The organism is Mucilaginibacter paludis DSM 18603, assembly GCF_000166195.2.
In the GTDB taxonomy this organism is placed as follows: Bacteria; Bacteroidota; Bacteroidia; order Sphingobacteriales; family Sphingobacteriaceae; genus Mucilaginibacter; species Mucilaginibacter paludis.
Genome location: NZ_CM001403.1, coordinates 8,285,257 through 8,304,463, shown reverse-complemented (window position 1 = coordinate 8,304,463; position 19,207 = coordinate 8,285,257). Strand labels below are relative to the sequence as shown.

Annotated in this window: 12 protein-coding genes; 9 read left to right on the top strand and 3 right to left on the bottom strand. The window is 43.6% G+C overall.

Features of this window, described 5'->3' with window-relative positions:
• The first annotated feature begins 3 nt into the window (after positions 1-3).
• The 9 genes from MUCPA_RS35145 (at position 4) to MUCPA_RS35105 (ending at position 14,835) form a co-directional block, all read left to right on the top strand.
• On the top strand, positions 4-1,569 hold the full coding sequence (locus MUCPA_RS35145) for a RagB/SusD family nutrient uptake outer membrane protein (protein ID WP_040626859.1): 1,566 nt from the start codon (positions 4-6) through the stop codon (positions 1,567-1,569).
• 22 nt (positions 1,570-1,591) lie between these two features.
• The gene (locus tag MUCPA_RS35140) at positions 1,592-3,331 is read left to right on the top strand and encodes a fasciclin domain-containing protein (protein ID WP_008513376.1); all 1,740 of its coding nucleotides are present in this window, start codon (positions 1,592-1,594) and stop codon (positions 3,329-3,331) included.
• A 77-nt stretch (positions 3,332-3,408) separates the two neighbouring features.
• Positions 3,409-4,881, top strand: coding sequence for a fasciclin domain-containing protein (locus MUCPA_RS35135; RefSeq protein ID WP_083839409.1), 1,473 nt, complete (start codon positions 3,409-3,411; stop codon positions 4,879-4,881).
• A 22-nt stretch (positions 4,882-4,903) separates the two neighbouring features.
• Complete coding sequence (locus MUCPA_RS35130; RefSeq protein ID WP_008513372.1) at positions 4,904-8,110, top strand: SusC/RagA family TonB-linked outer membrane protein; 3,207 nt, start codon at positions 4,904-4,906, stop codon at positions 8,108-8,110.
• A 41-nt stretch (positions 8,111-8,151) separates the two neighbouring features.
• Positions 8,152-9,867, top strand: a complete 1,716-nt coding sequence (locus MUCPA_RS35125) for a RagB/SusD family nutrient uptake outer membrane protein (protein WP_008513370.1) — start codon at positions 8,152-8,154, stop codon at positions 9,865-9,867.
• Positions 9,868-10,010: 143 nt separating this feature from the next.
• Positions 10,011-11,309, top strand: a complete 1,299-nt coding sequence (locus MUCPA_RS35120) for a pectate lyase family protein (RefSeq protein WP_008513368.1) — start codon at positions 10,011-10,013, stop codon at positions 11,307-11,309.
• Positions 11,310-11,337: 28 nt separating this feature from the next.
• A complete protein-coding gene (locus MUCPA_RS35115; protein WP_008513365.1) occupies positions 11,338-13,491 on the top strand; it encodes a hypothetical protein in 2,154 nt (717 codons plus the stop codon).
• Positions 13,492-13,717: 226 nt separating this feature from the next.
• Entirely contained in the window at positions 13,718-14,122 is a 405-nt protein-coding gene (locus MUCPA_RS35110) for a hypothetical protein (RefSeq protein ID WP_008513363.1), read from the top strand.
• 179 nt (positions 14,123-14,301) lie between these two features.
• Positions 14,302-14,835, top strand: coding sequence for an OmpA family protein (locus MUCPA_RS35105; protein ID WP_008513361.1), 534 nt, complete (start codon positions 14,302-14,304; stop codon positions 14,833-14,835).
• 678 nt (positions 14,836-15,513) lie between these two features.
• On the opposite strand, the gene MUCPA_RS35100 is transcribed toward MUCPA_RS35105, so the two are convergent.
• The 3 genes from MUCPA_RS35100 to MUCPA_RS35090 all read right to left on the bottom strand — a co-directional run bounded on the left by MUCPA_RS35100 (position 15,514) and on the right by MUCPA_RS35090 (position 19,158).
• On the bottom strand, positions 15,514-16,359 hold the full coding sequence (locus MUCPA_RS35100) for a transglutaminase-like domain-containing protein (protein WP_008513360.1): 846 nt from the start codon (positions 16,357-16,359) through the stop codon (positions 15,514-15,516).
• On the bottom strand, positions 16,356-17,108 hold the full coding sequence (locus tag MUCPA_RS35095; protein WP_008513358.1) for a peptidase: 753 nt from the start codon (positions 17,106-17,108) through the stop codon (positions 16,356-16,358). The genes MUCPA_RS35100 and MUCPA_RS35095 overlap by 4 nt, the downstream gene beginning before the upstream one ends.
• A 139-nt stretch (positions 17,109-17,247) precedes the next feature.
• Positions 17,248-19,158, bottom strand: coding sequence for an AAA domain-containing protein (locus tag MUCPA_RS35090; protein ID WP_008513356.1), 1,911 nt, complete (start codon positions 19,156-19,158; stop codon positions 17,248-17,250).
• Positions 19,159-19,207: the final 49 nt, after the last annotated feature.

The following is a 19,207-nucleotide window of genomic DNA, read 5'->3' as shown; positions in this document are numbered from 1 at the left end:
AAAATGATGAAGATGATTAAAAATAGTACATATAAAATTTTGTTGTTGGTAACGGTATTGGTAGCCGGCGTATCATCATCATGTAACAAGTGGCTCAACATTAAACCGCAAGACGGCCTGGTAAATCAGGATTACTGGAAAACAAAAGAGCAACTGGCAGCCGCGGTAACCGGTTGTTACGCTTCAATGCTTGATGGGGCGGCGCTGCCATTAACCAAGTACATGTTTATTTGGGGCGAGTTAAGAGGGGATATGGTTGTTGCCGGAACCGAGCCCGCCGCCGGAACGTCTACCGCGACATTGAGCACATTAACACGTGATGAATTAGACATGTTGCATACCGACATTGTGGCAACCAATACGCTTAACAACTGGGATGCTTTTTACGAGATCATCAATTATTGCAATAACGTGATCAAATATGGCCCTGGCGTAAAAACAAACGATAATACCTTAACGCAGGCTGCTCTTAATGCCTATATTGGCGAGGCCAGGGGGCTAAGGGGCTTAATGTATTTTTACCTGTTAAGAACCTTTGGCGAGGTACCTTTAAAACTGGAGCCAACATCAAGCGATGCCGATATACAACCTTTAGCCAAAAGCACCAGGGCGCAGGTTGCCGCTCAAATTATTGATGATCTTAAGTTTGCCGCGGCAAATGTGCTGGTTTCGTATGGTAACATAGGTGATGATAAAGGCCGTATTAATCAATATACTGCTTATACCATATTGGCCGATGTTTATTTATGGACGGAGGACTATCAAAATTGCATTGATGCCTGTAACAAGGTTATACAATCAAACAACTACCAGTTGTTTCCTGCCGGAACTTTGCAAGCCGATTGGTATAACAGTGTTTTTTTTAACGGAAACTCAGTGGAGGGGATATTTGAATTGCAATTTTACGCGCAAAAGTTAAATCCGTTTTTTAATATGTTTGCCGCCACCGGGAGGGAATTTAAAGCAGCCGATTGGGTGGCAACCGGAGATCTGTTCGGCACCGATATCGTTGATGCTACCAACAAAGATATCAGGGGTGCAGGTGTTTCCATGTCTGAAGGAAGCGGAGGCATCACTAAGTACACCCAGTTTGCCACAACGGCAACATCATACAGTCATTGGTTTCTATACAGGTACTCGGATGTGTTGCTGATGAAAGCCGAGGCCCTTACCTGGCTAACACCGGGCAACGTGGCAAATGCTACGGCGGCCATTGCGATAGTTGATCAGGTAAGGCTTGCGCGCCATGCGTTAAGCAATGTGAATGGAACTACCATATCCGATCCGGATCCCAATATTACACTTGACGTATCGAACTATATTTTTAACGAGCGTGCGCGTGAGTTTGCATACGAAGGTAAGCGGTGGTTCGATATATTACGCAATGCTAAGCGAAATAATTATGCCAACATCATTATTTTGTTGAACATCGTTTCGTCCAGTGCTCCCGCGGATAAGCAGCAATCTGTTATCAATAAATATAAAGATATCAGGAGCCACTATCTTCCCATATACTCATACGAGATACAAACTAATAACTTATTAGTTCAAAACCCATTTTATCAATAACCACCTATTAAACCTAATTATTATGGAACGGAAAATTAATATCAGGTTATCAGCAATGTTCATATCGGCCATGTTGATGTTCGGCATCTGGGGATGTGTGAGGGAGTCTATACAGCACACCACATCAGATACCGTGAATATTACGCAATACCTGGGCAAATACCCGGCTAAGTTCTCGCTATTGAGCCAGATATTGACTGTATCAGAAACGGCATCGTTTTTAAAAGCTTATGGCTCGTATACGCTATTTGCGCCAACCGATGACGCTATAAGGGCATATCTGAAAACTATGGGTAAAAGCAACGTTCAGGATATTAGCGGCGCCGCCTGGAAAGATTTTGTTCGGTTCCATCTTCTTGCCGACTCTGTACCCACATCCAGGTTTACCGATGGCAAGCTGCCAACTTTAACCATGTATGGCCAGTATTTAATTACCCTTGCCACCAATACAAACGGGATCACCCAAATTGTTGTTAACCGCCAAGCCAATATCAGCCAGGCCAATATATCAGTTGGTAACGGTATAATACATGTTGTTGATCATGTTTTAACACCGGCAGCGCTTACTGTTGCGCAAACTATCGAAGCTAATCCTAAATATTCCATATTTACGCAGGCCCTCAAAGAAACCACTTTATACGACTCTTTGAATTTAGCTACAGCGAATAACCCGGATGCCGCGCGAAAATTTCTAACAGTGATTGCCGAAAGTGATGATGTATTTAAGGCGGCAGGGATTACCAGTTATGCCGCGTTAAAAGCTAAGTATTCAAAAACAGGTAGCCCTCAAACTCCTACTGATAGTTTACACCTGTTTATGGACTACCATATTTTATATGGGGCTCAATACCTGGCCGATATTATAACCCAGGCAGCCTGGCCTACATTGGCGCCAGCACAGGTTATAACCTCTAAATTATCGGGTACAACGGTATTGATTAATGATGATGACTTTAATGGCGTACACGAACAAGGGCAGGTTTTAACCCGCGATTTTAGCGATGTTACCGCAACCAATGGTGTTATAAACGATGCTGCTACGCATTTTGGTATTAAGGTACGTAACCCGTACCCGGTTTACTGGGATGTAGAAACCCTGCCCGAGATCACCAAGAACACCAGCGTTTATCAGCAACCAGGGATATATACCTATACTACCGACGAAGTTAAGGCTATGCCCAATATCAAGTTTGCTTCGGTTACCTCAAAATTTGCTTACTACGGAAGCTCGCAAACGGTTTCAAAAGCTTCGCATGGTAAGGATGTGCTCCATGTGCCTCTTGGAACCAGCGGCGACCCGGTATGGGTTGAATTTAAAACTCCTTTACTTATCCGTGGTACATATAAAGTTTGGGTTTGTATTTATGCACAGCAACAAGGATCGGCCCCGGCAACCGAGGCATCAGTATCCATGAGTGCAGATACCATCAATTTCAAGCCATTAGCCAATGCGCGCACCATCAATTTTGCTACAAAACGCCCCGGCTTGAAAAAAACAGTGAACGGTAGTAGTGTTGACGATCCGGACGGTGAGGAAGCTATTGGTTTTAAAACCTATATGGCAAGTACATCGGGCCCGCAGGTTGGCAGGTTGGTAGGTGTTGTTACCATAGGCCAGAGTGGGCAATACTGGATCAGGTTTACCGCGGTAAACGGCGGGCAGCAAACCAATAACATCGATATGATACACTTTATACCGCTTGGTATGGATCAGCAGTATCCTAAATGGAACCCTGATAATTCGGTAATAAACAGGCCTTAATAAACATTAGTAACTCCCAGACTATAATTTTTGGTTTGGGAGTTAAATTGAATTTCAAGATTATACTTATTATTTAAATGATGATCAATTTTAAGATACGATATACCTTGTTGTTATTCGCCGCATGCATCTCACTACAGGCCTGTAAAAAAGCCTGGCAAGATCATACCGCGATAACTATCGAGGCGCTCAATAAAACGCTGATACAGCAAATTAACGAAACACCCGATTTGAGCACCTTTAGTACCTACCTGGTGAAAACCGGTTATGATAAAGTACTGGCATCTTCAAAATCGTATACGGTATGGGCGCCAACCAATACGGCTATGCAAACCATCGATGCAGCGATATTGGCCGATACAGCCAAACTTAGGCTGTTTGTAGCCAATCATATTTCGTACCAGGAGTATTTTACAACCGCGCCAAACCCTTCACTGGTAATCAGAACGTTGAGCGGCAAGAATATAATTTTTACACCGGCTACGTTTGAAGAAGCCAAAATTGTAAAGGGGAATGTTTATGTAAAGAATGGTGTACTCCATACCATCGACCAGGCTTCGGGAACCAAACAGAACGCCTACGAATTTATGATGAGTACCGGGCTGTCTACCAAACAGCGGGGATTTATTCAATCGCTATTTCATACGGAGATTGATACAAGCAAGGGAGTAAAATTATATACCGACCCAATCACCAAAAAAACAATTTACCAGGCAGGTACAACTTTCCCGGTAACTAAAAACACCTATTTTCAAAGAGTATCCGATATCAGCAGCGAAGACAGCCTGCTTACCTACATTATATTGAGCGATGTTGCCTACGATGCCGAAAAAGCTAAAATTGGCAGGTATTATAATTTGAGTACATCTGCCACCAAAACCGATACGCTTACCCAGTTTGCCGTTGTTAAAGATCTGGTTGTTAACCATGTTTACACTATTGATAATTTACCTGATACGCTAACAACAGTAAGTGGTGTTAAAATACATTTAGATAGAAGCGCTATTATTCAAACTCAAAAGTTAAGCAACGGTATTGCTTATGTAGTAAGCAGCATTGGTTATCAAATACTTCAAAATAAGATCCCCGTTATTTATATCCAGGGAGAACTGCCCGATTCGGTTCGTGTACCATCAACCCTTTCTATAAGAACTAAAAAGGACCTGAACGACGTAAAATATACGGATATGCAATCCAGGAGTATTACCTCATCGCCCGATCCGCTTTATTACTACAGGTATAAAACTACCGTAAACTCCGCACAATATAAAGTTTACTGGCGTGCGGTTAATGATATTTTTACAACATCATTTAACCAGAAAGTTGATTTTAGCGCTACAAGATACTACCCCAAAGCGGTAGAAACTCCATTAGCAACCATGGGCTATAAAGCAGTTGCGGTGAGCGACTATTCGGAAGTTTACCTGGGGCTTTATACACCTGCCAATTATGGTACCCTGTATACATTTCTGGTTTCGGCTACCGGCGTGGTCAGCACCGCGCCAAGCGCCCTTTCACTCGATTATATAAAATTGGTCCCTGTTAATTAAATAGCTGTCATAAATCAACCATATGCATTTTTTTACAAAATCAGTAAAAATACTAATCCTACAGGGCTTAATTGTGGCGGTTGCGCCATCGCAACTTCATGCACAATTGCCCGACTCTTTAAAAAAGGTCAAAACTTCTCTGTCTGATTATAAAAAAATAAAGATAAGCGGCACAGTAAAAGAAGGCGCCACAGGCAAGCCGCTTCCAGGCATTAATATCGCGGTAACGGGTTATTCGGCAGCTTTAACAGATGATAAGGGCCAGTTTGCCATCAGCGTGCCTGATTATAATGCCTCATTAATTATTTCGGGGCCGGGTTATCAACGTAAAATAATAGCTTTAAAGGGTAAGCAAACGTTGCAGATAACCTTGTTTGAAGAGGGCTATAACTCGCAATATGATCTTGCTTTAATGCCGTTTGCCATGGTACCCAAAAGCCAGGTGCCCAATGCGGTGGCTTCCATTAATACCCAGGGCACCTGGAACCGGGCCCTGGAAACCCCCGACTCATACCTCCAGGGCCGGGTTGCCGGCCTTGATGTTGTGCGCCGCTCGGGCACGCCTGACATTGGTGCCGACGTACTGCTACGCGGGTATAATTCGTTATACGCCACCTCGCAACCATTGATAGTTGTTGACGGTATTATTTACGATAATAACAACTACGGAAAGTCAATTATTGCGGGCCATGTTACCAATCACTTTGCCAATATCGATCTGAAAGATATTGATAACATCACCGTGATTAAAGATGGAAGCTCCACCTATGGTACCCGTGCCGCCAATGGTGTGATATTAATTACTACGGGCCGTGCAAAAGACGTTGCAACCCGTTTTGATTTTGCTGCCTACGGCGGATACAACTCCAGCGTAAAAGAGCTACCGGTAATGCAAGCTGATAACTACCGCATTTACCTTGCCGATGTACTGAAAACCATACCCGGAGTTACCGATGGGCAGATACAGGCCTTACCTTTTATGAACGATAACTCAAACCCAACGGCTAACCCCAATTATTATACCTATCACCAAAATACCAATTGGCAAAAGCAGGTAATGGGGAGCAGCACGAGCCAGAATTATTATATGAAGGTATCCGGGGGAGATAACATAGCCACGTATGCATTATCTGTTGGTTATTTAGGTAATAAGGGTGCAACCAACAATACCGATCTCACCCGTTACGAAACAAGATTTAATGCCAACCTTAATTTATCAAAAAAGCTGGTATCAAGGGTAAACCTGGCTTTTACCAAAAGCGAGCAGAACCTGCGCGACCAGGGGCAAGCCTATAATACCAATCCCCTATATCTTAGTTTAATTAAAGCTCCTTTTTTAGGGCCCAATGTGATATCAAGCAACGGGATACTATCCCCAAATCTGGCAAAGGCCGATACCTTCGGTATCAGTAACCCCGTTGTCGCTGCCAGTAAAATACAGGAGCTAAACCGTAATTACAGGTTTATAGGGTCGGTAGCGTTTGATTACCAGATCAGTAGTCAATTGGCTGTTAAAACCCTTGTTGGTTTAACTTATGATAAGGTTCGCGAAAATTTGTTTTACCCGGCAAATGGCATAGCGCCATCAACCTATAACACTTTTGTGGCTAATAACCAGGCGGCGGCCAACGTACAACGTTTGTTTAGTTTGTATACCGATAACCGGCTGCAGTATACCCATCAATTTAATAAAGAGAACCAGATTAGCAGCAACTTAGGGTTCAGGTTTAATAACAGCAACAGCGAATCCGATTATGGTTATGGGTTCAATACCGCCAGCGACGACTTTGTAAGCCTAAGCGGCGCCAGTAGCGCTAACAGGATAGTAGGTGGCTCTTTAGGTAAGTGGAATTGGCTTAATACTTATTTCAATACAGATTATAACGCTTTTAATAAATATTTCCTTTCGGTTAACCTCGCGGTAGACGGTTCTTCAAGGTTTGGAAACCAGATACCCAATGTTTTAACCATTAACAGCAACAAATACGCGGTGCTCCCGTCATTAGCTGCCTCATGGTTAATTTCGTCGGAAGGTTTTATGGCTAAGGCTAAATTTATCGAGCTGTTAAAACTCCGCGCAAGCTTTGGTTTAGTTGGTAACGATGATATTGGCAACTACACTGCGCAAAGCTTATACACGTCGCAGGCATTTTTAAGCAGGCAGGGACTTGTGCGCAGCAGCATTGGCAACCCGCAGTTACAATGGGAGGGAGTAGCAAAACTCAATGTTGGTTTAGACGCTGGCTTTTTAAACGAACGCCTCAATGTAAGTGTTGACGTATATAACGATAAAGTATCAAAAATGTTGATCTACCAACCAGCCATAACAGCTTCTGGCTTTGATTATGCTGTTACCAATAGTGGCGGTATGCGCAACAACGGTATTGAGGTAGCTTTAAACGGCAGGCTGTTAAATAAAAGCACCTTAAAATGGGATATGGCTTTAAACGTGGCAGCCAACCGTAACAAAGTTACAAATCTGCCCGGCGGAAGCAGCATCATCAGCACCTACGCCGGTGCAACCTTTATAACGCAAGTAGGCCAGCCAGCCAATTTATTTTATGGTTATAAAACAAATGGAATTTATACCTCAAATGCCGAGGCGACAGCATCGGGCCTGACCAATAAATTAGCTAACGGCTATACCGCCCCGTTTCAGGGCGGAGACGTGAAATTTGTTGATATGAACGGCGACCGTGTAATAGATGATAAAGACCGTACCGCCATTGGCAACCCTAATCCGGATCTGATCGGATCATACAGCAACGTGTTTACTTATAAAAGATGGTCGCTTGATGCTATGCTGGCTTTTAGTATCGGCAATGATATTTATAACAGCACGCGCGCCAGCCTGGAATCACTCTCGGGGGTGCAAAATCAAACAGATGCTGCCGTAAACAGGTGGCGGTTTGATGGGCAGGTTACCAATATACCCCGCGCATCTTATGGCGACCCGATGGGTAATTCAAGATTCTCTGATCGGTGGATAGAAAATGGCTCATACCTGCGTTTGCGCACCATTACCCTGAGCTATAGCGTGCCTTTAAAAGGTAGCTTTTTACGCTCGGCCACGGTTTATGCTATAGCCAACAACCTGTTTACCGTGACTAATTATTTAGGTTACGATCCCGAATTCAGTTCGTCAGGTAGTTTGTTTTCACGCGGTGTTGATGTTGGCTTGGAGCCTATGGTTAAGTCGATGCTGTTAGGTATACGTATAGGTTTATAGTGATCGGTTTATTAATAGATAGTATAAGAAATAAGACATATATGAACAAGGATTTATCTGGTTTATTAAAAAAGATTTTACTGTTAACCTTATGCGTTGGCACACTCCCGTCGTGCAAAAAAATGTATGATTTACAGCCCCAGGATTCGTTGAACGGAAGCCAGGTTTATCAGAATATATACGATGCCGACGCGGCTGTGCTGGGTATATACGGGCAGTTTATCGGCCTGGCCGACCGGTATATCATCCTGAACGAGTTACAGGGCGATCTGGCCGATATTACTCCCAACGCCAGTAATTATCTGAAGCAATTAGGTAACCATACTGTCACCGCGGATAACCCATATGCGGATCCGAGGCCATTTTATAAGGTGATCAATAGCTGTAACGATGCATTGAAAAATTTTGGCATCATGCATCAAAGCAAATTGCTTGATGATAATCAGTACTATCAGCGTTACAGCGACATTGGTATTTTGCGTTCATGGTTATACCTGCAGGTGGGGATACAATATGGCACCGTTCCGTATGTTACCGATCCGATTGCAGATGTGAATGACCTGAATAATGAGAGTAAATTTCCTAAAATAACATTCGACCAATTGTTAGATAAACTGATAGCCTTCACCGGTACTATCCCCACACCATATCTCGCTCAAAACACCTCGGTAACAAGCCCTACCTTACTTGTTGCTAACAGTAACTATATTTTGAAGGATGGTGTATTTAAATTTTTTATTCATAAGAAAAGCTTCCTTGGCGACCTGAACCTATGGAAAGGCAATTATCTGCAAGCGGCATCTTATTATAAGGATGTAGTGGAAACGGCCACCTCGTTAGTTGCCGGTAATGACTTTGATATTCAGTTGTATGATACCTACCGGGTTACTAATGATAATAGTGGGCGTAATACTTTAATGACAACGGGCACAACAAACCCTTGGCCTGCTATTTTCTCAAATCCTTTGTCGGAAACCGAAACTAACCGTGAGCGCATGTGGATACTGCCGCTTGACCAGAATTATAATGCAAACCCTTTTCTGGCTCTGTTTTCTTCAACTTCAAGCTATTTGCTCAAACCTTCGGCACTGGCCATCAACAACTGGGATAACCAAACACGGTCTGACGGCGGCTTAGGCGACCGAAGGGGCTTAAATGGATCGTACAGGGTAACCAAAGGAAAGCCAGAAATTGCAAAATATCTGTATAATTATGATCCCCTGCTGCCCTTAAGTACAAAAACCGGCATCTGGTTACTTTACAGAGCCGGAGCCCTGCACTTACATTATGCCGAGGCCGTAAATCAGTTAGGCCGTAGCCAGCTTGCGGGAGTAGTGATAAACGATGGCTTTTATACCGGTTTCCCTGGCAGCGTAAGTTCCTATAACGGAGTGCCGGAAGCGTATCCTTTTAATTTTAACGCGGTTAAACCCAGCGGAGGCATCAATGGAAACTGGTACCGCAGCATAGGCATCAGAGGGCGCGCTGTTAACAAAAATGTAACCTTCGACCCAACCAACCTGGTTACCGATACTGAAAATAAAATTATTGACGAAGATGGCCTCGAACTGGCATATGAAGGTTACAGGTGGCCCGATCTGCTTCGCGTAGCTTTAAGAAGGTATGCAACCGACCCCAGCTACCTTGCTAATAAAATAGGGGCTAAGTTTGATGCAGTTGGTAGCGCAGACGCAAGTACAGTAAGAGCACGTTTATCAAACAAGGCCAATTGGTTCCTGCCGTTTAAATGGCAATAATTTGCTTGGAATGGAGATTTGTTAAGATAACAGCTCAAGAAGTTACAGGAATCGGTAACGGCGATATCAAACCAACTACATTAAAAGAATCAACCTAAATCCTATTTCAAAATCATCTATTTAAAACATAAAAACTAAAATTAATGCTTAAAAGTATCTATCTCACATCATGTCTTAGTTGTTTAACTATTTTAACTTTTGCGCAACAACTGGCCTTCCCTGGTGCAGAAGGCTTTGGCCGTTTTGCCACGGGCGGGCGCGGCGGAACAGTTTACCGCGTAACCCATTTGGGCGATACGGGAGCAGGCTCTTTTCGCGATGCTGTAAGCCAGCCTAATCGAACCGTAGTTTTCGATGTAGGTGGTGTAATAAAAATTAAAGATAAAATACTGGTATCTCCGCATGTTACCATCGCAGGGCAAACTGCCCCTGGCGATGGTATTGTAGTTTATGGTAATGGAGTTGGCTTTTCTACTGATGATATCACCCGTTATATGCGCTTCCGCGGAAGTATAACTATGCCAAGGGGAGCCTGCACCGTTACCGCGGATAATGCAACCAATGTTATTTTTGACCACGTAACCATTGAGTGGGGCCGCTGGGATAATTTGCATATTAAGGGGACCTCAAACATTACCTTACAATACTGCCTTATAGGCGAGCCGATAGATCCGCAGCGCTTTGGAGCTTTATTTGAGGATCCGCGTAATGTAACCGTACATCATTGCCTTTGGATAGATAACCACAGCCGTAACCCTAAAGCCAAGGCGGGTATTGAATACGTTAACAACGTAATTTACAATTGGGGTGTTAACGGGTTGGTTGGCGGCCACTCCGGTGCCGATCATTTCCAGGATATTATTGGTAACTACTTTATAGCGGGGCCAAACTCCGGGCATGCTTTTTTAGGGATGTTTACCACTACCGATCATGTTTATCATAGTGGTAATTATATTGATATGAATAGGGACGGTGTTTTAAATGGTGTGAAAGTTTCGGATACCGATTTTGTAAGTAAGAGAGTAAAACCTGCTATTGTTGTTGATTCCAATTCGTTAAAGGGCGCATCGTTGCGTATCGAGCCTAATTTTAAAAGGACTGTTAAAGTAGATGATGCAGCGGTAGCCTACCAGTTGGTGCTGAAAGAGGCCGGCGCATCGTTACATCGTGACGCTGTTGATACCCGGATTATCGGTTACCTGCGATCGTTAGGTACAGCAGGGCAGATATTTAAAACTGAAGCTGATGCCGGCGGACAGGGCGAAATGAAAAATGGAACGCCACCAACCGATACCGATGCCGACGGTATACCCGATGCATGGGAAAAAAGTAATAAACTAAACCCCAACAAAGCCGGTGATGCACAGCTGATTGGCAAAGACGGTTATAGCAACCTGGAAAGATATTTAAACGGGCCTGCAATTAAACAAGCAAAAAAATAGTTATAAGTGGTAATTGTAAGAATAGAATATGTCTGGAAATACGAATAAGGTTAAAATAATTTCTTTTTTGATACTGGCTATCCTTAATTGGCTGCCTGGATCTGCTCAAACACCAATCAACAGGATGGCTGTAGTAAGCAGGCATAACGTGGTTGTGCGCAAAATAGATTCGCTATCCTCATTATCAGTAGGTAATGGCCGTTTTGCGTTTACGGTGGATGCTACAGGGCTGCAAACATTCCCTGAAAGTTATCAAAAAGGAGTGCCACTGGGCACACTTTCCGAGTGGTGCTGGGATACCTTTAAAGATACGGTTGGTTATAACCTCTCTGAGGCTTATAAAGAGTATCATCAACAAGGCCGTAAAGTAACCTATACTGTGGAGTGGAAGGAGCCGAAGCGAAAAAAAGATGCAACACTTTGGTTCAGGCAAAACGTACACCGGGTGCAACTCGCGAATCTTGGGCTCGAAATAACTAAGAAGAATGGAAAGCCCGCCCTACCTAAAGACATCCGCAATATCCACCAGGTACTCAACCTGTGGACTGGCGAAATTAAAAGTAATTTTACTGTTGATGATATTCCCGTTCAGGTTTTAACGGTATCTCATCAGGATAAGGATATTGTTTCAGTGTCGGTTAAATCAGCGTTGGTTAAGCTGGGGCGCTTAAAGGTGAGGCTACGCTTTCCGTATCCAACAGCCGACTGGACGGATGTTGGCGATAATTGGAACGCTCCCGAAAAACATCAAACTGTAATTACCTCATCGGCAGAAGGACATGCCATCATTAACCATCAACTGGATTCGGCTTTATATTTCACCGCTTTAAACTGGACAGGGAGAGGTATTATCTCGCAGAAAAAGGCACACTATTTTATCGTTTCGCCAGATAAAACTTCCGATAGTTTTGAGCTGAGCTGCGAGTTTAGCCCAGTGCAGGATACTGAACCTACACCATTATTTGCTGCAGTAAAAAACAATAGCGTTACTGCCTGGAAATCCTTTTGGAGCAGGGGAGGGGCGATTGATTTTGCTGGCAGTACCGATCCCCGGGCTCATGAACTGGAGCGCAGGGTGATACTTTCTGAATATTTGACCAAGATACAGTGCTCCGGCGGATATCCTCCGCAGGAAACCGGGCTTACCTATAATAGCTGGTATGGTAAACCGCACCTGGAAATGCATTGGTGGCACGCCGTACATTACCCGCTGTGGGGACGGCCAGACTTGCTGGAAAACAGTATGGACTGGTATTTTAAAATAGAAGACAGGGCGAAGGCGATAGCCATGCGCCAGGGATTTGAAGGCGTGCGCTGGCCCAAAATGACGGATAATAAAGGTAACGAAAGCCCATCTTCTGTTGGGGCCATGCTGATCTGGCAGCAGCCGCACTTAATTACATTTGCCGAGTTGGACTATCGTGATCATCCTAACCAGCAAACGATTGACAAGTACAAGAACCTGGTTTTTGAAACGGCAGATTTTATGGCTTCATTTGCTACTTACGATAAAGAACATGACCGTTATGTGCTTGGAAAAGGTTTAATACCGGCCCAGGAGAGGTTTAAAGCCGAAGATACTTATAACCCCACTTACGAACTTGCTTATTGGAACTGGGCCCTCAGGGTAGCCCAACAATGGCGCGAACGTAGCGGGTTACCGCGTAACCCCAAATGGGATGATGTAATAAACAAGTTATCTGCCCTGCCCAAACAAAAAGGGCTTTACCTGGCTACCGAAAGCGCGACAGACTCTTATACCAATCCGCGATATATTACTGATCACCCCTCCGTGTTTGGTACCTACGGCATGCTGCCAGAAAGTAAAATGTTGGATAAAGCTGTTATGAAAAAAACTTTTAACTATATATGGAAAAACTGGGTTTGGGCAGATACCTGGGGATGGGACTTCCCGATGACTGCCATGACTGCCGCACGCTTAGGTATGCCTGAAAAAGCCATTGATGCCTTGTTTATGAAAGTGCATACCAATACTTATTTGGTGAATGGCCATAACTATCAGGATGGACGCCTTCGTATTTATCTACCGGGTAACGGCGGCCTGTTAACCGCTGTTGCCATGATGTGTGCCGGTTGGGACGGTTGTACGGTTAAAAATCCAGGGTTCCCTAAAAACGGAAAGTGGAAGGTGAAATGGGAGGGTTTAAAACCGATGCCTTAAAGATTGATTGATTGATTGATTGATTGATTGATTTTTTTAGGTCAGGGCTATAGACTGTTTGCAAACTTAAAGACGAAGTTAAAAAGCGGCGCAAACTGAACGAAAAATTCAAGGGTTGGTCTGCGCGCTTTTTAGCCTTATCGGTTTAACCATAGCTAAATGATCGGTTATTGCTGTAACAAAACCTTCCCAGCGGACGTAATAGGAGTTAATAAACCTTGTTGCCATGACCGATAAACAAACTGAACGTTATGATAATCTTTTAGGATTACTCTTAAAACCGGAGGGCTATTCCTGGTTAAGTTATACTAAAGAAGACGACGAACTGGCGACCACCAGAGATTTGATTTTTCTTGAATCTCAGCAATTGGTTACCTTGGTGAAAACCCTGAAAAGGATTTATAGCGCCCACATTACTGATGAAGGCATCGCTTTTATCAATGCTGGCGGATTCGCCGGTTTGGGAGCTCGAGTAATTACTGACTATTTAGTAGCCGGTGTTCCATCTTCAACACTCAGTGAGCCTGTCAGCACAAAGATGCTTCCTAAAGGTTACGCTATGTTATTCTTGCTGGTGTTGTTACTGATAGCTACCTGGACTGTAGTTAGCAATTTTTTGTTAAGCCATTAAAATTAGCAGTTTTAATATGGTATTGCGAGTTGTGGTTTATCTCACAGGTATAATATTTACCTGCTGGTTTAAATTTTCACCTATAGGATTAACACATAAATTTGTTACTTGTAAAAGTACTTACGTTCTTACAACATAATGGCCTTTTTTTTATATTTATACCATTAACAGTATAAATTATGATGAAGGCCCGTAAAAATTATTCCGTTCCTGTTATAGCCATGCTGCTTGCATTTTGTTTGCCGGCATGTAAATCAAAAAAGGAGATTGCCAAACCACAACCTCCACTGGTTGAAGTGGTAAAGAAGGTTCCCGAAGAAAAAAAGCCTGAACCACAGGTTGAAGCACCAAAAGAAGTTGCTCCCGTAGTTGAAAAGCCAGATTATAATTTTTCAAATCTGCAATTTGAATTTGATTCTGCTATCTTAAAAACCTCATCTTACCCAATGCTGGATAAAGTTGCCCGGGCGATGAAGTTGGATGCATCCGTTAAATTTGTTTTGAATGGTTATTCATCTGCCGAAGGTACGCCTGAACATAATTTGCTGCTTTCAGAAGAAAGAGCTAATTCGGTAAAAACATATTTGCTAAATGCCGGGGTAGATGCTTCGCAACTCACTGCAAAGGGTTACGGTGATAGCAACCCTATTACACCCAATACTACAGAAGAAGGTAGAGTATTAAACCGTCGCGTAGAGATCAAAAAGCAATAACTGATTGATTTTTAGGTGTTTTATTGTTCAATCGTCATTAAGGAACGAAGCAATCTCTACTTAAGCAGGTCCGCTCTGTAGATCTGCCCTGTATAGTTTAGAGATTGCTTCGTCGTACTTCCTCGCAATGACGGGGGCAAGAAGCAGCTTATTAAACTACCTTCACCAGGCGTCATTGAGTAGCCCACCGGGCTTCACCCCGGAAAAAACAGGGATGACATTCGAAACCTCGCAGACTGTTAAGTGCAGAAAGAAAAGTGCGCAAAAGCCAGACTGCACGCCGGGCCGGGAGCTGGCCTGTGGGCGGAAGGATCGGGCAGTCTTGACTTTTTTTGTTCTTTTTGTGTCAAGACAAAAAGAACAAAGCCCTTCGCGCGGCGATTGAGCGCGCCGATGTTCTAAATTAAGAATACTGATTATCGGAACGAAAATAGACGCGCTGATAATCAATAACTTAAGAAGATGTCATTATAAGTATCCGATCCGGCCCAGTCGGGAAAAAAATAGAAAATGACGTTTGAAAGGGCTCTTAAACTATGTCATTGCGAGGAACGAAGCAATCTCACGGAGGCATGTTCGCTCTGCATAGTTCGCTATTGCTTCGTTCCTCGCAATGACAGTTATATGTTGGCTATCAATAACTTAAGGGTATGCATTCAAGCTGTTCAGCCTGATCCCTTACAAATAAGTTAAACCCGATGATTTACTGTCCGTGTAGTTAAATGGCTTAAACTTATCTTCGGCCAGTTCGCACGATGCGGAGATGAATGTGCAGTTAACATGCCCAAAAATAGTGGCAATGGCGGTATCAGCTGCATCCCGTCCTGTGGCTATTTTAACCAAGCCATTTAGCGGAGCTAATTTGGTGGCATCAAATATCACCCATTCGCTGCCTAAAAAGGCCTCAAAACAAGCGTGGAAATCCGGCGGATTTAATTGATACGAATACCCCGTAAAGTATCTTGCCGGGATAGAAAGAGCACGGCATAAGGCTATCCCAAGGTGAGCAAAATCACGGCAAACACCGGCTTGCTCCGTTACGGTATCATAAGCCGAAGTTTGCGAGTTAGTTGAGCCGCTTAAATATTCCACATTCTCATAAATCCATTTGGTAAGGCTCAATACCTTTTCAAAGGCGTTATCTATTTTACCGAACTTATTGTTGGCAAAGCAGTAAAGCTTATCCGACTGGCAGTACCTGCTGGGCGATAAATAAGGCAATACCGAGGCATCCATCTGGACGATAGGTACCTCGCTAAGCAGGTTGCGATTGGTTGTTTTATAAGATGTATCTACCAGCGCGCTATAGTTGATATTTACATTTACCGGTTGGGTGATTTCAAGGCGAACGTAGCGGTTCTCGCTGTAAAGTGTAGTTAACTCTTCTATCTTGAAATAAGGTTCGATAATTAAAGATTCTTCTAATACCGATTGAGCCGCAGAGCGTAAAGCATGAATGTTTAAAATGAGTGTTGATGGTGTTATAACTTCGTAACCTAAATTTCCTGAAACTCTGAACTTCATGCTTTTTTTTGTTTTTTATCTGATTTGCCGAGTTTATTAAACGCAGTATCCATCCATTGGTTTGGAATGTTTTGTAATGCATTTTTTAACTCATCATCCCACTGAGCCGATACTTTTTCAAGGTCCTTTTTATCATAATGGTGTTCCACCAAATTGTAACTTCCACTCTGGTACAAAGCCACATCAATAGGGAAATCAACATCGGCAGCGCTTATCCTTGTTGAATCGAAAGAGAGAAACCCGGCTTTAAGCGCAAGCTCCAGGCTCGATTCGTTATCCAATATCCGGTTTAAAATTGCCTTACCCTGCGCGGCATTGCCTATAATAACATAGGGTGCGCCCTCGCCAAGTTCTACCCAGTTACCTTCGGGGTAAAGCAAAAACAGTTTATGGTCTTCATCATCCTTTAATTGCCCGCCGATAATGGTATTGAGGTTAAACCTAAATCCGGCTTTTTCTAATGCAGGCTTGTCTTCTTCTGCTACGCGCTTTACCTGTTCGCCAAAGGCGTTAACGGCCTTGTATAGTTTGTTGTAGTCGTCTACCCCGCTTTCAAGCAATTCATTAAAATAAACAATCGCCTTATCACGCACAGAACGGAGGCCGCTGGTCATGATAAACATGGATGTATGGTCTTTTTGAACAGTAAACAGTTTCTTTTTGGTGGTTACATCTGTTCCTGAAGTAATTCGGGTGTCGGCAAGAGCAACCAGTCCTTCTTTCACTTTAATGCCTAAGCAATAGGTCATGATCTTAAATACAATCTGTTAAAACTAAACTGCAAATTAACTTTAATAAATGAATTTTGAGCCGTTCCCGGTATAATCTTTAATCATTGTAAATCAGTGATTTCGCCGAATTCTATGCTGAGGCCAAATAAGTTGGATGCTAATCCATGGCTACAAAGTCCCAGGCGCTTTGGTATCCGTTAATTTGCTCGGCATATTTTATCATATCCGCATAAAAAGGAGCTTGTGCAAGGGTAGAGCTATCGCCTATGATGATCAGCTTTTTACGCGCTCTCGTCATCGCTACATTCATCCGCCTGATGTCAGATAGGAAACCAATTTCCCCTTTGGTATTGCTCCTCGTCATGCTGATATAAACAATATCGCGCTCTTGCCCCTGGAAGCTATCAATGGTATTTACCGAAATTTTATCCTGATATAACTGTAAACCTGGCCAATGCTGCTGTTGATCCTTCAGCAAACGGATCTGTTCTTTATAAGGCGAGACAATAGCGATGGTGGGAAAATTTTCTGTTGTATAATGTTCGTTAAGTTCTGTAACAAGTTTTTCCAGGTGTTTAAATAAAAATCCTGCTTCTTCGGCATTGGCCATGCTTGTACCTTCTGGTTTTTCGTCAAACCCGCAACCGGCGGTATCAACATAACTAAACGGCGCATCGGCCGTAAAAAGCAGCCTTTGTGCTACCGAAGCATGTGCCTGCAACTTATTTTGGTAGAACACCTGCGATGAGTAAGTCATAATGGCCTCGTTCATACGGTATTGCTCTTCTAACAACACAACAGCCTCCGGATGCAGGGTAATGCATTTTTCCAGCAGGGTATTGCTCAGCCCGTCATGAGCGGCTTTGGCAGATTTAATTGTTGGCGAAAGTTGAAAATGGTCTCCTGCCAAAATAACTTTTTGAGCCTTGAGTATGGGTATCCAGCAGGCAGGTTCAAGGGCTTGTCCGGCTTCGTCAATCACCACCGTGTTAAATTGCAGGCCGCGGATGGTATAATGATTTGATCCGACCAGGGTGGCGGTAATAACCTGTGCCCTGCCTACCAGGTCGTCAATAATGTATTGCTCAGTTTTGCCAACATCTTTCATTATCTTATGAGCCTCATCAAACAAAGCCTTTCGTTGATCGCGCTCTGCCTTGCCGAAGCTGCGTTTATATTTATGAGCCATATTTTTAAACTCGGCGGCCTGCTTTTTTAGCTTTTTGATATCTTTCATGCGCCCATGTTCGGCCATTTTGCTGTCCAAAGTTAGCGACATCAATCTATCCGAAACCCGTGCCGGGTTACCTATCCGTAAAACATTTAACCCCTCGCCAGCTAACTTTTCGCTCAGCAAGTCTACAGCGGTATTACTTGGCGCAACTACAAGTAGCTGTTTCTCACCCTGGCTAATCAGGCTTTTTATAGCCTGCACCAGAGTGGTAGTTTTACCGGTACCAGGCGGACCGTGTACAATAGCCAAATCCTGGGCCGAAACAATTTTTTCTACAGCCGCTTGTTGTGATGGGTTTAAACCGGTTAGTTTAGGCAACAACAATGGAGCCGAGAAAGTCGGCTGCTCAGCGCCGGTGAGTACTTTAACCAGTCGTCCTTCGCCCGCTTTTTCCGAAAGTACTGATGCTTGTTTAAGTGCGTTTTGCATCTCGTCATAGCTGTTGTCATCAAACAACAAATCAATACCAAGTTTGCCGTTCCTGCACCAATCAGGCAATTCGTCAGTAAACAGCGTTATCTTTACCCTGTCGCCACTTTGATAAGCTATCGTTCCTTCAATGCGATCTTGCCGGGCATCATGGTTTGAAAATAGCGCCGCCGAAGCACCGAACCTAAGCTGATGGCTGATGTCCTGGTGCGTAGTGCGCTCCAATTCTACGGTAATATAATCTCCCCGGCTGGGTTCTGTGCCCCTGATGGCTACAGGGTACCAGGTTAGTCCGGCTGCTCTGCGGTCGGCAACTGACGATGATTCGGTTAGTTTTAAATACGAACTGCGGTCCTCGTTCTGTTCAATCTTTAGCAGATCCAGCAGCTTTTTGAAATAATGCATGTACAAAGGTAGCAGGATGCTTAGCAATGGAAAATACGGCCTGATTAAA

Bases quoted from the DNA above. Each gene is read 5' to 3' on its own strand.
- MUCPA_RS35135 (WP_083839409.1), top strand. From the start codon at position 3,409: ATGATGATCAATTTTAAGATACGATATACCTTGTTGTTATTCGCCGCA.
- MUCPA_RS35130 (WP_008513372.1), top strand. From the start codon at position 4,904: ATGCATTTTTTTACAAAATCAGTAAAAATACTAATCCTACAGGGCTTA.
- MUCPA_RS35105 (WP_008513361.1), top strand. From the start codon at position 14,302: ATGATGAAGGCCCGTAAAAATTATTCCGTTCCTGTTATAGCCATGCTG.
- MUCPA_RS35100 (WP_008513360.1), bottom strand. From the start codon at position 16,359: ATGAAGTTCAGAGTTTCAGGAAATTTAGGTTACGAAGTTATAACACCA.
- MUCPA_RS35095 (WP_008513358.1), bottom strand. From the start codon at position 17,108: ATGACCTATTGCTTAGGCATTAAAGTGAAAGAAGGACTGGTTGCTCTT.
- MUCPA_RS35120 (WP_008513368.1), top strand. From the start codon at position 10,011: ATGCTTAAAAGTATCTATCTCACATCATGTCTTAGTTGTTTAACTATT.
- MUCPA_RS35090 (WP_008513356.1), bottom strand. From the start codon at position 19,158: ATGCATTATTTCAAAAAGCTGCTGGATCTGCTAAAGATTGAACAGAAC.
- MUCPA_RS35145 (WP_040626859.1), top strand. From the start codon at position 4: ATGATGAAGATGATTAAAAATAGTACATATAAAATTTTGTTGTTGGTA.
- MUCPA_RS35125 (WP_008513370.1), top strand. From the start codon at position 8,152: ATGAACAAGGATTTATCTGGTTTATTAAAAAAGATTTTACTGTTAACC.
- MUCPA_RS35140 (WP_008513376.1), top strand. From the start codon at position 1,592: ATGGAACGGAAAATTAATATCAGGTTATCAGCAATGTTCATATCGGCC.
- MUCPA_RS35115 (WP_008513365.1), top strand. From the start codon at position 11,338: ATGTCTGGAAATACGAATAAGGTTAAAATAATTTCTTTTTTGATACTG.
- MUCPA_RS35110 (WP_008513363.1), top strand. From the start codon at position 13,718: ATGACCGATAAACAAACTGAACGTTATGATAATCTTTTAGGATTACTC.